General features: G+C 62.7%; 18 protein-coding genes. 10 read left to right on the top strand and 8 right to left on the bottom strand.

Translation table 11 applies throughout. From position 1 onward, the window contains the following. Positions 1-111 precede the first annotated feature (111 nt). Together Mame_RS17485 and Mame_RS17480 are read right to left on the bottom strand one after the other, a co-directional pair. Positions 112-1,281, bottom strand: coding sequence for an FAD-dependent monooxygenase (locus Mame_RS17485; RefSeq protein ID WP_018066335.1), 1,170 nt, complete (start codon positions 1,279-1,281; stop codon positions 112-114). A 42-nt stretch (positions 1,282-1,323) separates the two neighbouring features. After that, positions 1,324-1,569 carry a zinc-finger domain-containing protein gene (locus Mame_RS17480; RefSeq protein WP_018066336.1) on the bottom strand — a complete coding sequence of 82 codons (246 nt, stop codon included), beginning with the start codon at positions 1,567-1,569 and terminating at the stop codon, positions 1,324-1,326. A gap of 130 nt (positions 1,570-1,699) precedes the next feature. On the opposite strand from Mame_RS17480, the gene Mame_RS17475 reads away from it, so the two are divergent. The 4 genes from Mame_RS17475 to Mame_RS17460 all read left to right on the top strand — a co-directional run bounded on the left by Mame_RS17475 (position 1,700) and on the right by Mame_RS17460 (position 4,858). Continuing rightward, positions 1,700-2,485 carry an alpha/beta fold hydrolase gene (locus Mame_RS17475; RefSeq protein ID WP_018066337.1) on the top strand — a complete coding sequence of 262 codons (786 nt, stop codon included), beginning with the start codon at positions 1,700-1,702 and terminating at the stop codon, positions 2,483-2,485. A gap of 120 nt (positions 2,486-2,605) precedes the next feature. Continuing rightward, positions 2,606-3,433: a serine O-acetyltransferase gene (gene cysE, locus Mame_RS17470; protein WP_026173743.1), complete on the top strand. Its 828-nt coding sequence runs from the start codon at positions 2,606-2,608 to the stop codon at positions 3,431-3,433. A gap of 99 nt (positions 3,434-3,532) precedes the next feature. Continuing rightward, a complete protein-coding gene (locus tag Mame_RS17465; protein ID WP_018066339.1) occupies positions 3,533-3,742 on the top strand; it encodes a DUF3126 family protein in 210 nt (69 codons plus the stop codon). A 294-nt stretch (positions 3,743-4,036) separates the two neighbouring features. Further along, positions 4,037-4,858, top strand: coding sequence for a sulfite exporter TauE/SafE family protein (locus Mame_RS17460; RefSeq protein WP_018066340.1), 822 nt, complete (start codon positions 4,037-4,039; stop codon positions 4,856-4,858). Positions 4,859-4,862: 4 nt separating this feature from the next. On the opposite strand, the gene Mame_RS17455 is transcribed toward Mame_RS17460, so the two are convergent. Beyond that, the gene (locus Mame_RS17455; RefSeq protein ID WP_018066341.1) at positions 4,863-5,564 is read right to left on the bottom strand and encodes a retropepsin-like aspartic protease family protein; all 702 of its coding nucleotides are present in this window, start codon (positions 5,562-5,564) and stop codon (positions 4,863-4,865) included. 50 nt (positions 5,565-5,614) lie between these two features. Then, positions 5,615-6,394 (bottom strand): adenosylcobinamide-GDP ribazoletransferase, encoded by a 780-nt coding sequence (gene cobS / locus Mame_RS17450; protein ID WP_018066342.1) that lies wholly within the window; start codon positions 6,392-6,394, stop codon positions 5,615-5,617. A 97-nt stretch (positions 6,395-6,491) separates the two neighbouring features. On the opposite strand from cobS, the gene cobT reads away from it, so the two are divergent. Beyond that, a complete protein-coding gene (cobT, locus tag Mame_RS17445; RefSeq protein WP_026173744.1) occupies positions 6,492-7,508 on the top strand; it encodes a nicotinate-nucleotide--dimethylbenzimidazole phosphoribosyltransferase in 1,017 nt (338 codons plus the stop codon). A gap of 125 nt (positions 7,509-7,633) precedes the next feature. Further along, the gene (locus tag Mame_RS17440; protein ID WP_018066344.1) at positions 7,634-7,996 is read left to right on the top strand and encodes a diacylglycerol kinase; all 363 of its coding nucleotides are present in this window, start codon (positions 7,634-7,636) and stop codon (positions 7,994-7,996) included. On the opposite strand, the gene Mame_RS17435 is transcribed toward Mame_RS17440, so the two are convergent. Then, positions 7,978-8,514 carry a GNAT family N-acetyltransferase gene (locus Mame_RS17435; protein WP_018066345.1) on the bottom strand — a complete coding sequence of 179 codons (537 nt, stop codon included), beginning with the start codon at positions 8,512-8,514 and terminating at the stop codon, positions 7,978-7,980. The two genes, Mame_RS17440 and Mame_RS17435, sit on opposite strands and share 19 nt — an antisense overlap. Continuing rightward, complete coding sequence (locus tag Mame_RS17430; RefSeq protein WP_162141093.1) at positions 8,504-10,198, bottom strand: sensor histidine kinase; 1,695 nt, start codon at positions 10,196-10,198, stop codon at positions 8,504-8,506. The genes Mame_RS17435 and Mame_RS17430 overlap by 11 nt, the downstream gene beginning before the upstream one ends. 115 nt (positions 10,199-10,313) lie before the next feature. On the opposite strand from Mame_RS17430, the gene Mame_RS17425 reads away from it, so the two are divergent. The 4 genes from Mame_RS17425 (at position 10,314) to thrS (ending at position 14,437) form a co-directional block, all read left to right on the top strand. Then, on the top strand, positions 10,314-10,946 hold the full coding sequence (locus Mame_RS17425; RefSeq protein WP_018066347.1) for a uracil-DNA glycosylase family protein: 633 nt from the start codon (positions 10,314-10,316) through the stop codon (positions 10,944-10,946). Between the two features lie 86 nt (positions 10,947-11,032). Continuing rightward, positions 11,033-11,518 (top strand): Lrp/AsnC family transcriptional regulator, encoded by a 486-nt coding sequence (locus Mame_RS17420; RefSeq protein WP_018066348.1) that lies wholly within the window; start codon positions 11,033-11,035, stop codon positions 11,516-11,518. A 109-nt stretch (positions 11,519-11,627) separates the two neighbouring features. Continuing rightward, positions 11,628-12,317: an outer membrane protein gene (locus Mame_RS17415; RefSeq protein ID WP_018066349.1), complete on the top strand. Its 690-nt coding sequence runs from the start codon at positions 11,628-11,630 to the stop codon at positions 12,315-12,317. Between the two features lie 152 nt (positions 12,318-12,469). Then, positions 12,470-14,437, top strand: coding sequence for a threonine--tRNA ligase (gene thrS, locus Mame_RS17410; protein WP_018066350.1), 1,968 nt, complete (start codon positions 12,470-12,472; stop codon positions 14,435-14,437). A 37-nt stretch (positions 14,438-14,474) separates the two neighbouring features. Here the strand turns inward: thrS and Mame_RS17405 are convergent, their stop codons facing one another. Further along, positions 14,475-15,269, bottom strand: coding sequence for a glycosyltransferase family 25 protein (locus Mame_RS17405; RefSeq protein WP_157624546.1), 795 nt, complete (start codon positions 15,267-15,269; stop codon positions 14,475-14,477). 99 nt (positions 15,270-15,368) lie between these two features. Then, positions 15,369-16,229, bottom strand: coding sequence for a glycosyltransferase family 25 protein (locus Mame_RS17400; protein WP_157624549.1), 861 nt, complete (start codon positions 16,227-16,229; stop codon positions 15,369-15,371). Between the last annotated feature and the right edge of the window lie 167 nt (positions 16,230-16,396).

Below are 16,396 nucleotides of genomic sequence, written 5' to 3'. Positions count from 1 at the left end.
ATCAAGTGTTGAAGCCGATGCTAACACAAAACGGACTATGGCGCGCGGAAGCTGAAGCCTGGATGAACGACGGCGGGAGCAACCGGCTGTTTCGGTATTCGCACAAGCCCTTCAAGCCTGCTGAAGACCGTAGGCCTCATAGCCATAAAGCCAATCCAGCTCCCGGACAAGGGAATCGGGGGAACGCATGGTCAGCACGGCGTCGCGGCCGAGCCGGAAGGGGCCGCGCGCATGATAGGCGAACCTGTTCAGGCCGGTGCGCTTCTTCAGGCGCTCCAGCCGTGGGCGGCGATGGGCCTCGAAGGCCGCAAAGGCTGTCGGCGCGGGCATTTCGGCCAGAAAGGCGGCGAGTTCGAAGCCGTCTTCGATCGCCATGGCCGCGCCCTGCGCCGAAAACGGCATCATCGCATGCAGCGCGTCGCCGATCATGATGGTGTCCGCGCCATTGTGCCAGCGGCCGTCGCCAACCTCGTAAAGCGGCCAGGCCGCGGGTGAGACCTTTGAAAAAAGCCGCTTGAGCGCGCCGTTCCAGCCGCCGAAATGCTTTTCGCGCGCAACCTGCCAGCTATGATCGGCATTGCCGTCCCAGGTCTCGCCCGGATTGGCGCCGGCGGCGATCGCCACGAGGTTGAAGCCGCTGACATCGCGCAGCGGATAGGCGACCAGATGGGCGCTCGGCCCCATGAAGGCGGTTATGTGCTCGCGGTTCAGGAAGGCCGGCGTGTCTTCCGACGAGACCACGAAACGCCAGGCGATATTGCCCGAAAACCGCGCTGTCGCGCTTCCATCTATCCGGCCGCGGCTGGCGGACCACACGCCATCGGCGCAGATGATGGCATCGGGCTTGCGGCCGCCGTCGGCGACACGCGCCGCGATATCGCGCGATGTCGCGCGCGCGCCAAGCTTCAGGTTGGCGAGCGGTTCTTCGGCGACCGCCTGTGCCAGTACCGTCTGCAATGTGGCCCGGTGGAGAACGCCATAGGGCGCGTTCCAGCGCGCGCGGGCCTCGCTCATCGGCAGGCCGGTGATCCGGCGAAGGCTGACGCCCGAGGCAAGGGTGATCTCGCGCGGTTCGCGCCACTGGCTTTCCAGCCGGGAGAGCACGCCGACCCGTTCAAGGCAGCGTGCGGCATTGGGCGAAATCTGGAGGCCGGCGCCGACCTCGTTCAGCGCTTCCGCCTGTTCGAAGATGTCGCTGGAAATGCCGCGCCGGGCGAGCGCCAGAGCCACGTTCAGCCCGGCAACGCCCGCTCCGATGATGGCGACATGTTGAACTGTCATGGCATCCCTTGACCGCCGAAAGCCTCTCCAGCGGGCGCGCGGTCAGGCCGCGTCGACCCGATAGGCGCAGCCGGCCGGTTTGGTCTCTTCGCCGTGAAGGGCGGGGTTGTAGCGGTAAAGCGTCGAGCAGTAGGAACAGACGGCTTCGTCGTCATCGCCCATATCGATGAAGATATGCGGATGGTCGAAGGGCGCGGACGCGCCGACGCACATGAATTCCTTGACCCCGACCTCGATGGAGCGATGTCCCTCGTCGTTCTTGAAATGCGCGATCGCGTGACCAGCCATAATTGTCTCCGGTTCCTTGAGCTTTCGGCGCGGACACTATAACTCTTTGCCGCAAATGTGTAGTACCCGATTTGTCGCCGAGGCGGCTTTTCACGGGGCCCTTTTGACAATGATCAGCCGCGGTGCAGCCATGAATTTCAATCTCCCGGATTTCGATAGTTTTACCCATGACGGCCTCGACCTTGCCTATTTCGATGTCGGTTCGGGGGAGCCCATCCTGCTGATTCACGGCTTCGCCTCGACGGCATCCGTCAACTGGGTTCATCCGGGCTGGCTGAAGACGCTGGGCGAGGCGGGCTACCGGGTGATCGCGCTTGACAATCGCGGCCATGGCAAAAGCGACAAGCCGCATGATCCCGAACGCTATTATCCGAGGCTGATGGCCGGAGATGCCGCGGCCCTGCTCGATCACCTCGGCATCGAAAACGCCCATGTAATGGGCTATTCAATGGGCGCGCGCATCGCCGCCAATCTGGCGCTCGCCGATCCGGAAAAGGTCCGCGGCCTGATCTTCGGCGGGCTCGGCATCGCGCTCTGCGACGGGGCGGGCGACTGGGACCCGATCGCCGAAGCGCTGCGCGCGCCTTCGCTCGACGACGTCACCCATGAGCGCGGCCGCATGTTCCGCGCCTTCGCCGACCAGACCAGAAGCGACCGGATCGCGCTCGCCGCCTGTATCGAGACCTCGCGCGAACTCGTGAGCCGCGAGGATGTCGGCCGCATCGCCGCGCCGACGCTGATCGGGGTCGGCACCCGCGATGATCTCGCGGGCTCCGCCCAGACCCTTGCGGGATTGATGCAGAATGCGCGCGCACTCGACATTCCGAACCGCGACCATATGCTCGCCGTCGGCGACAAGGTGTTCAAGCAGGCGGTTCTGGATTTCCTTCAGGACGTGGCCGACACGAAAAACTGAAGACCGCCGCATTGGTAATTGCGGCCGGCTGATCTATATTCCCCGCAAATTGCGTCCTTCATCGTGCTGTCGGCGACGGCAGGTGCGACGCCCGGAGAACCGGAAGAAAAGGAGGCCGTCATGGCCGCGCAGCCCGAAAAGAACAGCCAGGAAACCAATCTGAAGGCCGTCGATCCGATCTGGGCGAGCCTCAGGGCGGAAGCCGAATACGCGCTGGAAAAGGACCCGATCCTCGCAGCGTTTCTCTATTCGACCATCCTGAACCATGATTCGCTGGAGGATTGCGTCGTCTACCGCATCTGCGAGCGGCTCGACCACCCGGATGTCCAGGCCATCCTCCTGCGGCAGACCTTCGAGGAAATGCGCCGCGACTGGCCGGAATGGGGCGATATCCTGCGCGTCGATATCCAGGCGGTCTATGACCGCGACCCGGCCTGCACGCGGTTCATGGAGCCGGTGCTCTATTTCAAGGGCTTCCACGCGATCCAGACCCACCGGCTGGCGCACTGGCTGTGGAATCGCGGCAGGCAGGATCTGGCGCTTTACCTGCAGAGCCGTTCCTCCAGCGTCTTCCAGACCGATATCAATCCCGCCGCCAAGATGGGCAAGGGCATCTTCCTCGATCACGCCACCGGCCTCGTGGTCGGCATGACGGCGACGATCGGCGACGATGTCTCGATCCTGCAGGGCGTGACCCTCGGGGGCACCGGCAAGGAAACCGGCGACCGCCACCCCAAGATCGGCGACAGCGTTTTGATCGGCGCGGGGGCGAAGGTGCTGGGCAATATTTCGGTCGGCAAGTGCTCCCGTATTGCGGCCGGATCCGTGGTTCTGAAGCCGGTGCCGGCCAATTCCACGGTCGCGGGCGTTCCCGCCAAGGTTATCGGCACGGCCGGCTGCTCCGATCCCGCGCGCTCGATGGATCAGTTGATCATTTCCGAGGAATAGGCGCGGGCGAGAACAAATCCGTGCGGTCGCGCGTTTGCGTTTCGCCGGCGCGCATGGCAAAAGCCGCGGACATTGCAAAGGCCAGACGGAGAAAATCCCTTGAAACAAGACGAAATCAAAAAACTCGACGCCTATTTCAAACGTCTCTTCGGCCCGAGCTTTGCGGTCCGGGCGCGGCCGCGCAAGGATGATTCCTGCGAGGTCTATAATGGCGAGGAGTTCATCGGCGTCATCTATCTCGATGACGAGGACGGCGACCGCTCCTACAATTTCTCGATGGCGATCCTCGACGTCGACCTCGAAGGCTGAGCGCGCTTAAGCCTCGGGCCAGACTGTCGGCCGCAAAAAAAAAGCCGGCCCGTGTGAGGGCCGGCAAAAAGGCGGAAACAAATCGGTGATGTGAAGTCAGAGAGCAGTATGTCACTCTTCAAAATCCGGGGCGGCAATAGACAGGTTACGGCAATCGTACTAGGCGGCGGGTGGCACCGCCTTGCCCCGTGGTTTGGATAGTGTAAGAACATCTCGTTTTGATGACATCGAGACGCATTTGAGCCCTCATTCCGAAAAATCCGGAAAGATGCAAGCGTCTCAGAGGGGAATGAGATGCCGCCGCTTTCCGAACTTCTCGAACTTTGCGTATTGCTGGCGCTCGCCGGCGGAATTGCCGGGTTTCTGGCCGGGCTTTTCGGCATTGGCGGCGGCGCCGTGCTGGTTCCCGTCTTCTATCAGGCCTTCGCCCTTTTCGGCGTGGATGACGGGTTGCGTATCAAGCTGAGCGTCGGCACCTCGCTTGCGATCATCATTCCGACATCTCTGCGCTCCTTCCAGTCGCATTACAAACGCGGCGCGGTCGACATGGCGGTGCTCAGGCGGTGGGTGATTGCGGTGCCGTTAGGGGCGGTGGTCTCGACACTGGTAATCGCCTATGCGCCGGGCAGCCTGCTGCGCGGCGCCTTCGCCGTGATCACGCTGCTGATCGGCCTGAAGATGCTCTATCCCAGATCGGCGGAATGGCGGCTGGGCGATGACCTGCCGAAAAACCCGGCGCTGTTCGTCTATGGCTGGCTCATCGGCCTGCTCTCCGGCCTGATCGGCATTGGCGGCGGCACGCTCAACAACACCTTCATGACGCTCTTCAACCGGCCGATCCATCAGGCGGTGGCAACGTCTGCTGGGGTCGGCGTGCTGATTTCGATTCCGGGCTTCATCGGCAATATCGTCGGCGGCTGGGGCAAGGCGGGGCTTCCGCCGCTGTCGACCGGCTATATCAACTGGGTCGCCGTCGCCCTGATCATTCCGATCACGATGCTGATCGCGCCGCTCGGGGCCACCGTCGCGCACCGGCTCAGCAAGCGGAAACTGGAAGCCGGCTTCGGCATCTTCCTGCTGATCATCTCGGCGCGGTTTTTCTATTCGTTCTTCTGATCGGTTATTCGGTCAGGCGTAACTCGTCCGAGCGCATGTCGACCGAGGTCAGCGTGGAGAGAAAGCTCATGCCGAGCAGGCTTTCGGCAAGCCGGCCCTCCGTCGCCACCATGGCCTTGACATTGCGCCGCGTGATCGGGCCGATCGAAACCTCATCGAGTGTTATGGGCGCGGCCATCGCCGTGCCGTTGGCGGTCGTTACCATCGCGGTATAGCTGAGATCGGAGCCTTCAAACCCGATGCGGGCGGCGTCGCGCGCCGTCAGCGTGACGCGGCTTGCGCCCGAATCAACCAGCATCGTGATCGTCTCTCCATCGATCTCGACATCGGCGGCGAAATGGCCGTCCAGGCGCTTGTGGAGAATCACCTGTTCGCGGCCATCGGACATTGTCGTCTCCATCGCCATGCCGGGGATCAGCCCGCTGAAGAGCCGCGCGCCGACATCGCGGAAATCGTCGCGGAAGATGTAGGCTGCCGCCACCACGAGTAGCACCGCCGCCCAGATCAGCAGCGACTGGAACACGAAGCCGAGATTGCGGCGGCTCTGCAGCACGCCCGCCGAGACCAGCAGCAGGATTGGCGCGAGCCAGAGGGTGCGGGCAAAGTCATCGCTGTTGACGCCAAGCGTGGTGCCGCTGGTGCCCGTCACCATGAGGAGGATCATGCCGACCGAGACGATGGCGATCAAAATCCAGAAAAGGCGCAAGGCATATACTCCCGGTCCGAGACGACAAGATATTGTCCCGATATCGGGTTTCAGGTGGCGATAACAAGGGTCGCGAGGAAAACGATCTCGCTGATCTGCGCGGCAGCGCCCAGCGTGTCTCCGGTATGGCCGGCGATCCTCTTTCTGACGAAGGCGGAAAACAGCAGTGATGCGATGCCGGCAAAGGCAAGGGCTGCCACCACCTGGACGAATGCATTCGCCGCGATGGCGAGGGCGACGCACAAAAGCAGGGCAATCGCCTCTGCGGACGCCGTGGTCCGGACGCCGGGACGTCCGAGCGTCGCGGCTGCGCCATCCGTGCGCGCTGCGGGCAATATTGTCCACTGCAGCACAAGGCTTCCGCGACCGGCGGTGGCCCCCGCAATGAACAGCAGCGCCGCAGCCGTCGCACCGTAATGCGGAACGAGCGCCGCGAGCGCCGCCGCCCGCAACAGCAGCGACAGAACGATCGCGGTGACGCCGAAAACGCCGCAATGGCTGTCCTTCATGATCGCCAGTGCCGTCTCGCGGTCGCGCCCGCCGAAAAGCCCGTCGGCGGCGTCGGCCAACCCGTCTTCGTGGAGCCCGCCGCAGATCATGATCGAGATCAGCACGGCTATGAGCGCGGCAAGCAGCGGCGAAGCGCCGAGCCAGACGAACCCGGCCAGTGCGATGGCGGGCAGGATGGTTGCAATCGCGCCGGCAAGCGGGTACGCCCAGGCAGCGCGGGCGCCCGCCGGCATCTCGGCCATCAGCAGGTCAGGCACTCTGAGACGTGTCAGGAAGCTAAGGGCGCTCGTCAAGTCGGTAATGAAGAATGGCATCTTCATCGGTTTGTGCTCGTTTCCAGGACTTCGGCCTTGCTAGCCGGCCGTTTGAAAAATATGAGCTTTGGCAACGCTGTCAGCATAGCACGGGACAAGACAAATGAGCGATGGACACCCATTCGAGGATTTTCGCACTTTGCTGGACGCCTTCCCCAAGGCCGACGCACAGATACTCTCTCAGGCGAGAAAACGCAACTCTGTACTTACCAAACCTCCGGGTTCGCTTGGCAGGCTGGAAGAGATCGCCATGTGGCTTGCGGCCTGGAGCGGGCGCACGCCGGCGGTCAATCGGCCCATGGTTGCTGTTTTTGCCGGCAACCACGGCATTGCCGCCAGAGGCGTTTCGGCCTACCCGCAAGCCGTCACAAAGCAGATGGTCGACAACTTCGCCAAGGGCGGCGCGGCGATCAACCAGATCTGCGCCAGCGTTGATCTCAGCCTGAAAATATTCGACCTCGCGCTCGATCACCCAACCGGCGACATCTCGGTCGAGCCGGCGCTTTCGGAGCGGGATTGCGCCGCGACCATGGCCTACGGCATGGAGGCGGTGGCCGGCGGCGTCGATCTTCTCTGCCTCGGCGAGATGGGTATCGGCAACACCACCGTCGCCGCCGCGCTCAGCTACGGGCTTTATGGCGGCAATGCTACCGACTGGGTCGGTCCGGGCACGGGTGTGGAAGGGGAAGCTTACGAACGCAAGGTCGCGCTGGTCGAGCAGGCCGTGACGCTTCACAAGGATCACCTGTCCGATCCGCTGGAAGCCTTGCGCCGCCTCGGCGGGCGGGAACTGGCGGCGATCGCCGGCGCGATCATCGCCGCGCGCATGCAGAAAGTGCCGGTGCTGATCGACGGCTATGTCGCGACCGCCGCCGCCGCCGTGCTGAAGGCCGCCAACCCCTCGGCGCTCGACCACTGCATGATCGCCCATGTCTCAGCGGAGCCGGGGCATCTGAAGCTCGTGCAGAAACTCGGCAAGACGCCGCTCTTGGCGCTCGGCATGCGGCTGGGCGAGGGCACGGGCGCGGCCCTTGCGGCGAGCCTGGTGAAGGCCGCCGCCGCCTGTCATACAGGCATGGCCACATTCGAGGAAGCCGGTGTGTCCGACCGGGAAGCGTAAGTCACAAACGTGTCGCAGGACTGTCACGGGCCTGTGGCAGTTTGCGCCCTAAACCGGGCGACGCCGCAGGCCTTTCAGGCTAGGTAAGTGATTTGGCTGGTTTTGAAAACGGCGAAGGATAATGCATGGCCCCGATCGAGAAGAAGAAGGGATTCCGCCATCTGCTCGCGGCTGGCGGCTATTCGTTCCAGGGCTTCATGCGGTTGCTGAAGGAAGAGGCCTTCCGCCACGAACTGATCGGCTTCGTGGTCGGTCTCGTGTTGTTCTTCCTTGTCGGCGCGAGCGCGGTTCAGTTCATGATCTTCGTGATCCTGATGCTGTGCCTGTTCGGCGTGGAAGCGCTCAATACCGCCGTCGAGGAGATCATCGACCGGGTGTCGCCGGAACTCTCCGTGGAAGGCCGGCATGCCAAGGACCTCGGCTCGTTCGCGACCTTCTGCCTGATCAGCAGCAATTTTATCTACGCCGTCTATGTGGTGTTCTTCTGAGGCGCTTGGCGCTCATGCCGGTAGACGAGGTTCGCCGGGTGCGGGGCTTGGGCTTCCGGATCGAGCCGTGCGCCGAGCCGTTCGGCAAGGCGGATCGAGCGGGCGTTGTCCGGATCGACATAGCTGACGCATTCGCTCACGCCGAGCGTTGCAAAACCCCAGTCGCGCAGCGCTGACGCCGCCTCGAGCGCATATCCTTTGCCCTCCGCGCCGTCATAGACGAACCAGCCGAGTTCCAGTTCGGGAAAAAGCGGCCCCTTGCAGAGCGCCACCTGTCCCATCGTTTCGCCCGTCTGGCGGTCTTCGAACATCAGCGCGCCATGGCTGAAGAGCGTCCACTGAGCGACATCGTTGCAGAAGAACGACCACGCCGTTTCCTCGCTGTGCGGTCCGCCCATGTAGCGGGCGCGATCGGAGGCGAGAAAGGCGAAATAGGCGGGCCAGTCGGCAAAGACGAGCGGGCGCAGAAGCAGCCGTTCGGTTTCGATCACCGGGATCGCGGCAATGTCATGCGGCATTGGCGGCCTCGTGCCGGCGCGCCCCGTCATCGGCCTGCATCGCTTCGATGATCTCGGCCTCAAGCGCGTCTTCGAACGCCAGGGCGGCCGCCGCGTCTTCTTCAGGCTGAAGCGGCGCGTCATTGGCAACCTTGCGGCCCCGGCGTTTCAGCGCCGCGGCAAGCCGGTCGCGGCCGCTGCGGGTTTCGGACGTCCGGGCCGTGGTTTCGATCGTGATGCTGTCGGGCGCAAACGGCATCGCCCGTTCGGGGGACAGGGCCACGGTGAGGCCGGTGTCCTGGTGATGGAGTGCTGCTGCCGGCAGGTCGATCACCCGGCCCGTGGGGAACAGGATCGTGGCGAGCGTGCCCTCGCCGGGAGCGGATTGCAGGATCAACTCGCCCTGATGGGCGTCCGCAAGCTGCTTGACGATTGCAAGGCCAAGGCCGAATCCTTCGACATCGCGGGCCTCCGCGCCGCGCGAGAAGGCGGTGGTGGCAAGCGCCAGCGCATCACAGTCCATGCCGCAGCCAAAATCGCGAACGCTGAGATACTGGCCGCCTTCCGCGGTCGTGCCGGCCAGGATCAGCACCTCGGCATGTTCATCGGAAAACTTGACCGCATTCGAGATCAGGTTGAGCAGCATCTGCTTCACCGCCCGACCATCGGCGGTGATCGGCGAAAGCGCGCCAGCGACATCGCATTTGAGGGCGATCGCCTTGGCCGCGGCCGCGCCGCCGATCATTGCCATCGAGGCATCGATGACGTCGACGAGATAGACCGGCTGCTCGTTCAGCCGATAGCCGCCGGCTTCCAGCCGCGACAGGTCGAGCACGCTGTCGATCATGTCGAGCAGGTGCCGGCCGGACTGATGGATGTCGGCGGCATATTCGCGGTAGTGGGCGTTTGGCAGCGGCCCCATCATCTCGGTCTTCATGATTTCCGAAAAGCCGATGATCGCGTTGAGCGGCGTGCGCAGGTCGTGCGACATGGCGGCGAGGAAGGTCGATTTGGCCTGGTTGGCCGCCTCGGCGGCCTCGGCCGCGGCTTCCGCCCTGGCGAGGCTTTCGGTCAGTTGTCCGGCAAGCAGGTCCTTTTCGCTTTCCCTGGTTTTCAGCGCCATTTCGCTCGCGGCGATGTGATGGTTGAAATAGGCGATGAACAGCATGACGATCGCAAGCACGGCCGCCAGGCCGATATCGAAGGGCTCGCGGCTCTGATAGGCGACGAGGCCGAAGGCCATGACCGCCGGCAGGAAGACATGCCAGGCCGAGCGCGGCAGCGCGACCGCGCCAAGCGCCATCATCGACAGCGCGACAATCACCATGGACGCCTTGAAGAAGGGCAGCGCCGCGCCGCCACAGGCGCCGCACTCCAGAACGGAGAGAAGCGCCCAGGCGCCGCCTGCCAGCCAGTAGGCGCCGATGACGCGGGCGTTCCATTTGCGCACCGATGCGGTATCTTCGCCCGCGCGCGCGGCCTGACGGATGGTCAGGAACGCGACGCCGTGCAGGATCAGCGCCGCCAGCGCCCAGACCGCGAAGATCAGGTCGCGCCCGAGATAGAGAAAGCCGAAGCCGGCGAGCGCCAGCATGATCGCGATCGCGGGCGCGCTTTTCTCAAGACTTTGAAGCGCGGCGCGGAATTCGCCGGCGGTATCGGCTTCGTCGCGGGGGCTGGCAATCAGTTCGGCACGGTTCGTCATCGCATCCATCCTCGATTGAGGGCGAGGATACGAACGAATTGTTAAGAAATCCGTAAAGGATTTGTTAGGGCTGTTTTTTAAGACGGCGGTAATACATCTATGCCGGGAGCCGGCAATGAGGGAGCTTTCGCTGACAGATCAGATTGAACTTGCAGAACGGATCGCGGCCTGCCGCATCTGCCGCGACTGTCCGCAGATGGGCGAGCCGCTGCCGCATGAACCGCGCCCCGTCGCGATCCTGTCGCCGACCGCGCGGGTGCTGATCGCCGGTCAGGCCCCGGGGCTCAGGGTGCACGAGACCGGCATTCCGTTCAACGACCGTTCCGGCGACCGGCTGCGCGACTGGATGGGCGTCGATCGCGCGGCGTTTTACGACACGGCGCGTTTCGCCATCATGCCGATGGGTTTCTGTTTTCCGGGCTATGACGCGCGCGGCAGCGATCTGCCGCCGCGCCGGGAATGCGCGCCGCAATGGCGCGAGCGGGCGATGGCGGCCATGCCGCAGATCGAACTCGTGCTCGCCATCGGCATGTATGCCCAGAAATGGCATATGGGGGAGGCGAGCCGGAAGACGCTTACGGAAACCGTGCACAACTGGCGCGCCAGCTATTTCGCCAATACCAGCCCCCGCATCCTGCCGCTGCCGCATCCAAGCTGGCGCAATACCGCATGGCTGAAGCGCAACCCTTGGTTCGAAGCCGAGGTTCTGCCCGAGCTGAAGGCGGCGGTGCGGCTTTTCGCGGGGTGATGGCGCGGCTCGCCGCCGCGCGGAATGGCCCTTTCAAATCGAAAAATTGATGCTATAAGAGCAAAAATATTTTACGGAGAGCGGAAATGGATCGCCTGGATAGGAAAATTTTGCGCCTCATACAGGAGGACTCGACGCTGGCGGTTGCCGATATCGGCAAGAAGGTCGGCCTTTCGACCACGCCCTGCTGGCGGCGCATCCAGAAGATGGAAGAGGAAGGCGTGATCAAGCGGCGGGTCGCGCTGCTCGACCCGGAAAAGGTCAACGCCAATGTCACCGTCTTCGTCGCGATCCGCACCAATACCCATTCGGTCGAGTGGCTGAAGCGGTTTTCCGAGGTGATCGCGGATTTCCCCGAAGTGCTGGAATTTTATCGCATGAGCGGCGAGGTCGATTATCTGCTGCGCGTGGTGGTGCCAGATATCGCGGCCTATGACGCCTTCTACAAGCGGCTGATCGCGAAGATCGAGATCCGCGACGTCTCGTCCTCCTTTGCCATGGAGCAGATCAAGTTCTCGACCCAATTGCCGCTCGACTACATGAAGATCGAGCCCGCCCGCAACGGCGAATGATAGATCGTCCCGAGGTTGTGCGAATTAAGGGTATGTAAACCATAAGCTGACGAATTTTTAACGCTTCATGCGCTATGGCTTTGATAAGTCATCACGTACGGAGCCTTCCATGAAAAAACTGTCTGCGTCACTTCTCGCCGTTTACGGCGCATCATGCTTTCCGGCATTTGCCGCCGATCTGGCGCTGCGCCCGCCAATTCAGCCGGTGGCCTATCAGGAAGTCTATGTCGAGGAAGAGCCGCTTTGGAATGGTCCCTATGCGGGCCTCGGCGGCGGCTATGGCTGGACCGGCGGTCGCGGCACGATCAGCGGCGCAGGGTCGCGCGGGCTGAACTATAATGGCGCGATTGCCAATCTGTTTGCCGGTTACAACAAGCAGCTCGACAACAACATCGTCGTGGGTATTGAGGGCGATGCCGAATATAGCTGGGGCAAGCGTGAGGTTCCGACCGGCCTCGGCTTCAACGGCGAGATCGGCTCCGACTGGAGCGGCACGCTCCGTGGCCGGCTGGGGTATTCCTTCGGCAATGCACTGGTCTATGTCACCGGGGGTGCTGCGGTCGCAAACGCCTATATCCGCGCACTGGACGTCAGCGTCAGCGATACGATCTACGGCTATACGGTCGGCGCGGGCCTCGACTACGCCGTCACCGACAGCATCTTCACGCGACTGGAATATCGCTATACCGGCTATCCGGATCAGAAGGTCGTCGAGGATCTGGCCTCCGCCGCCGGCGCCACGGCCAAGTTCAAGATGCATACCCACGCGGTGATGGCCGGTCTCGGCGTGAAATTCTGATCCCGTCTTGTTTCGGCGTCTGACAGGAACCGGTCTTGCGGCTTTACGCAGGGCCGTTTTTTCTTTATTGACCTGCCTCGTTTAAGACGCCGTGCGATACGGCAGTTTGTCCACCCGCATTCGTTGGCGGGACTGGTTTCAAGGAGCATGACATGTCTGACCAGATTTCCCTCATCTTTCCCGATGGCTCGAAGCGCGACTATGCCGCCGGCACGACCGGCCGCGATGTCGCCGAATCCATCTCCAAGTCGCTGGCCAAGAAGGCCGTCGCGATCGCCCTTGATGGCGAGCTGCGCGACCTCGCCGATCCGGTGAGCGATGGCCGCATCGAGATCGTCACCCGCACCGATGACCGCGCGCTGGAGCTGATCCGCCACGACGCCGCCCATGTGATGGCCGAGGCCGTGCAGGAGCTCTGGCCCGGCACCCAGGTGACCATCGGTCCGGTGATCGAAAACGGCTTTTATTACGACTTCGCCCGCGAGGTTCCGTTCACCCCGGAAGACCTGCCGAAGATCGAAAAGAAGATGAAGGAGATCATCGCCCGCAACGCGCCGTTCACCAAGGAGATCTGGTCGCGCGAAAAGGCCAAGAAGGTGTTCGCCGAAAAGGGCGAGGCCTACAAGGTCGAGCTGGTCGACGCGATCCCGGAAGGGCAGGACCTCAAGATCTATAGCCAAGGCGACTGGTTCGACCTTTGCCGCGGCCCGCACATGACCTCGACCGGCCAGATCGGCAACGCCTTCAAGCTGATGAAGGTGGCCGGCGCCTATTGGCGCGGCGACAGCAACAATCCGATGCTGACCCGCATCTATGGCACCGCCTGGGCCGACCAGAAGGATCTCGACGCCTATCTGACCTTCCTCGAGGAGGCAGAGAAACGTGACCACCGCCGCCTCGGTCGCGAGATGAACCTCTTCCATTTCCAGGAGGAGGGACCGGGCGTCGTCTTCTGGCATTCCAAGGGCTGGCGCATGTTCCAGTCGCTGACCTCCTATATGCGCCGTCGGCTTGCTGGCGAATATGAGGAGGTCAATGCGCCGCAGGTGCTCGACACCTCGCTGTGGAAGACCTCCGGCCATTGGGAATGGTATCGCGAAAACATGTTCGCCGTTGCCTGCGCCGATGAGGAGGCAGAGGACAAGCGCGTCTTCGCGCTGAAGCCGATGAACTGCCCCGGCCACGTCCAGCTCTTCAAGCATGGTCTGAAGTCCTACCGCGAACTGCCGATCCGCTATGCGGAATTCGGCGTCGTCCATCGCTACGAGCCGTCGGGCGCGATGCACGGGTTGATGCGCGTGCGCGGCTTCACGCAGGACGATGCCCATGTGTTCTGCACCGAGGAGCAGCTTGCGGAAGAATGCCTGAAGATCAACGATCTGATCCTGTCGGTTTATGAGGATTTTGGGTTCGACGAGATCGTGGTGAAGCTCTCCACGCGGCCTGAAAAGCGCGTCGGTTCCGACGAGAGCTGGGATCACGCCGAGGCGATCATGACCTCGGTGCTGAAGACCATCGAGGCGCAATCCGGCGGCCGCATCAAGACCGGCATCCTGCCGGGCGAGGGCGCGTTCTACGGACCGAAGTTCGAATATACGCTGAAGGACGCGATCGGGCGCGAATGGCAGTGCGGCACCACCCAGGTCGACTTCAACCTGCCGGAGCGCTTCGGCGCCTTCTACATCGACTCGACCTCGGAAAAGAAGCAGCCGGTGATGATCCACCGCGCGATCTGCGGTTCGCTGGAACGCTTCCTCGGCATCCTGATCGAAAACCATTCCGGCCATATGCCGCTGTGGTTCGCGCCGCTGCAGGTGGTGGTCGCCACGATCACGACCGAGGCGGATGGTTATGGCGAAAAGGTTGCCAAGCGCTTGCGCGATGCGGGACTATCGGTCGAGACCGATTTCCGTAACGAGAAGATCAACTACAAGGTTCGCGAGCACTCGGTGGCCAAGGTTCCGGTCATTCTTGTCTGCGGCATGCGCGAGGCGGAAGAGGAGACGGTCAACATCCGCCGCCTCGGCTCCCGCGACCAGCAGTCGATGTCGCTCGATGATGCGCTGGCCCTGCTGATCGACGAGGCAACGCCGCCCGACCTGAAGCGCAAGCGGGCGTAAGTACCAAGAGGGGCGGGGCTTGTGGCTCCGCCTTTTTTTATGGCTCGAAATCGATCACCCTTGGGCGCGCGCCGCTCGCGAAATTGCGCAGCTTTCGGCAGGCATAGGCCAGTCTGTCCCTGATCCTGTTTGCCAGTCTTTCGCCCGGCGTCGCGCCATAGGATTTATGGCTGGCTCTTTCTGAAATATTGCTCGCGCTTGCAGGCTCTGCGCTGGTCTGCAACCGAGTCTGGATGCAGAGCGCGGGCGAGAGTTGGAACAGCGACAGCGTTTCGGCGACGCCGCCGCGCGGGTCGAACAGCGTGGTGTCCACCGCCATGCGAAGCTTTTTGCTTTCCGCCAGCATGCGGGCAGCGCCCTTGCGCGTGATCACATAACCCGCGGTGCCGATATGGCAGCCGGCAAGCCGCCGGATCTCGCGGTCGCCGATGGCGGCTTCTGGTGCCCGTCCAATCTCTATCGGCTTCAGGCTGGTTTCCAGTTTGACGGCGTCTGCCTCTTCCGGCATCCAGTCTGCTATCGCGGAAAGAACCTCGGCTGCGTCGCAGCTCAGGTCGATATCATCCTCGAAAATCGCGGCGCAATCCTCGTCGCTGTCGAGCAGCAGGCGCCAGGCCTTGATATGGCTGAGATAGCAGGCGATCTCACCGGGTTGCAGCCGGATGCTGACCGGCGTTGGATAAGCGCAGGCCGCCGCGATCTCGTCTGGAGAAAGCGACCGGGCGTCAACCGCCGGGACCCGGGTGAAGGCAACATCCCGTTCGGAAAGAAGCGCTTCCACACGCTTCAGCCTTGCTTTATCGCGGTCAAGATTGATGACGAATGTGAGCACGGTGCCCTTTCGCGCTGGCGGAGGAATATCGCCTTTGCGGCAATTCCGGGCAAGGCGGCTCACCCTTTTCAATTGCCTGAAACATTGGAACAGAGCGATTCACGGAATGCTCCGCGATTGCATAGCAGTTTTATAGCGCGGGCTCGGTCGCTTGCAAGATGAAGCAGGGCGTTGGCGAAAGTCGATAACGCGCTTGCGGTAACCGCCGATCCTGTATCTGAGGCACAGGCGCAGGCGGCGCAGACCGTCACGCACCACATAGCGAGCGTATTCGACGGCATTTGTTCCACAGGATTTCCGGCTTCTCGGAACCGGGTTGTTCGAGCAATAACCCAGGCGGGGCAGGCCGCAGCGATAGGCGATATCGTCCTGAATGCAGATCGCGGGATCGATCTGGTAGTTGATCATCTCATGCTTCAGCCGGGGCCGCGGATTGAACATCACCGCGTCGACGCCCATTGCGAGTTTATCGCTGTTTTCCAGCAGCTTGCGGGCGCCCTTTCGGCTGAGAACATAGGCGGCCGACCCCAAGTGCCGGGATCGCAGACGAAAGAGCTCGCGCCCGAAAACCGTATCCACGGGCTGGCTTTCAAGGCGCACGGGCTGAAGGCAGGTTTCCAGCTTGACGACATCCGCATCCTCGGGGAACCAGCTTTCCGCCTGTTCCAGAAAAACGCCGATATCCTCGGCGAGATGGACATCGTCCTCGAAGATCGCGACGAGCGGCGCCCCGCTTTCCAGAAATGCCTGCCAGCATTTGACATGGCTGAGATAGCAGCCGTACTGGGTTGGCGTCAGAGCGTGGCTTCCGGCTCTTGGATAGCTGCCGCGCCTGACGATCTCGTCAAGCGCGACCGTGCGGCCGTCAACGGCCTCGATCCATTCGGCACGCAGGCCGACTGCATTGAGCGCGCCTGCGAGATGCTCACGCCTTTCGGCATGCTGTCGAAGACTGATCACATATATCAGCAAATCTCGGCCCCCCGCGACGTGCCGTCACAGTATCTCATGCGCTGCGCGGGCAACAGAGGGGACCTCAGGAAATCCCGGATAAACAGACATCGGAAAATGTGCTGGAGGCTGATCCGTCTTCGCCGGCGTTCCATCTGTCTGCTCTGCCACACCTT

Origin of the sequence: Martelella mediterranea DSM 17316 (genome assembly GCF_002043005.1) — a bacterium.
Taxonomy (GTDB): domain Bacteria; phylum Pseudomonadota; class Alphaproteobacteria; order Rhizobiales; family Rhizobiaceae; genus Martelella; species Martelella mediterranea.
Note: the sequence above shows the minus strand (reverse complement) of the source record. Positions and strands in the feature narration are given on the sequence as shown.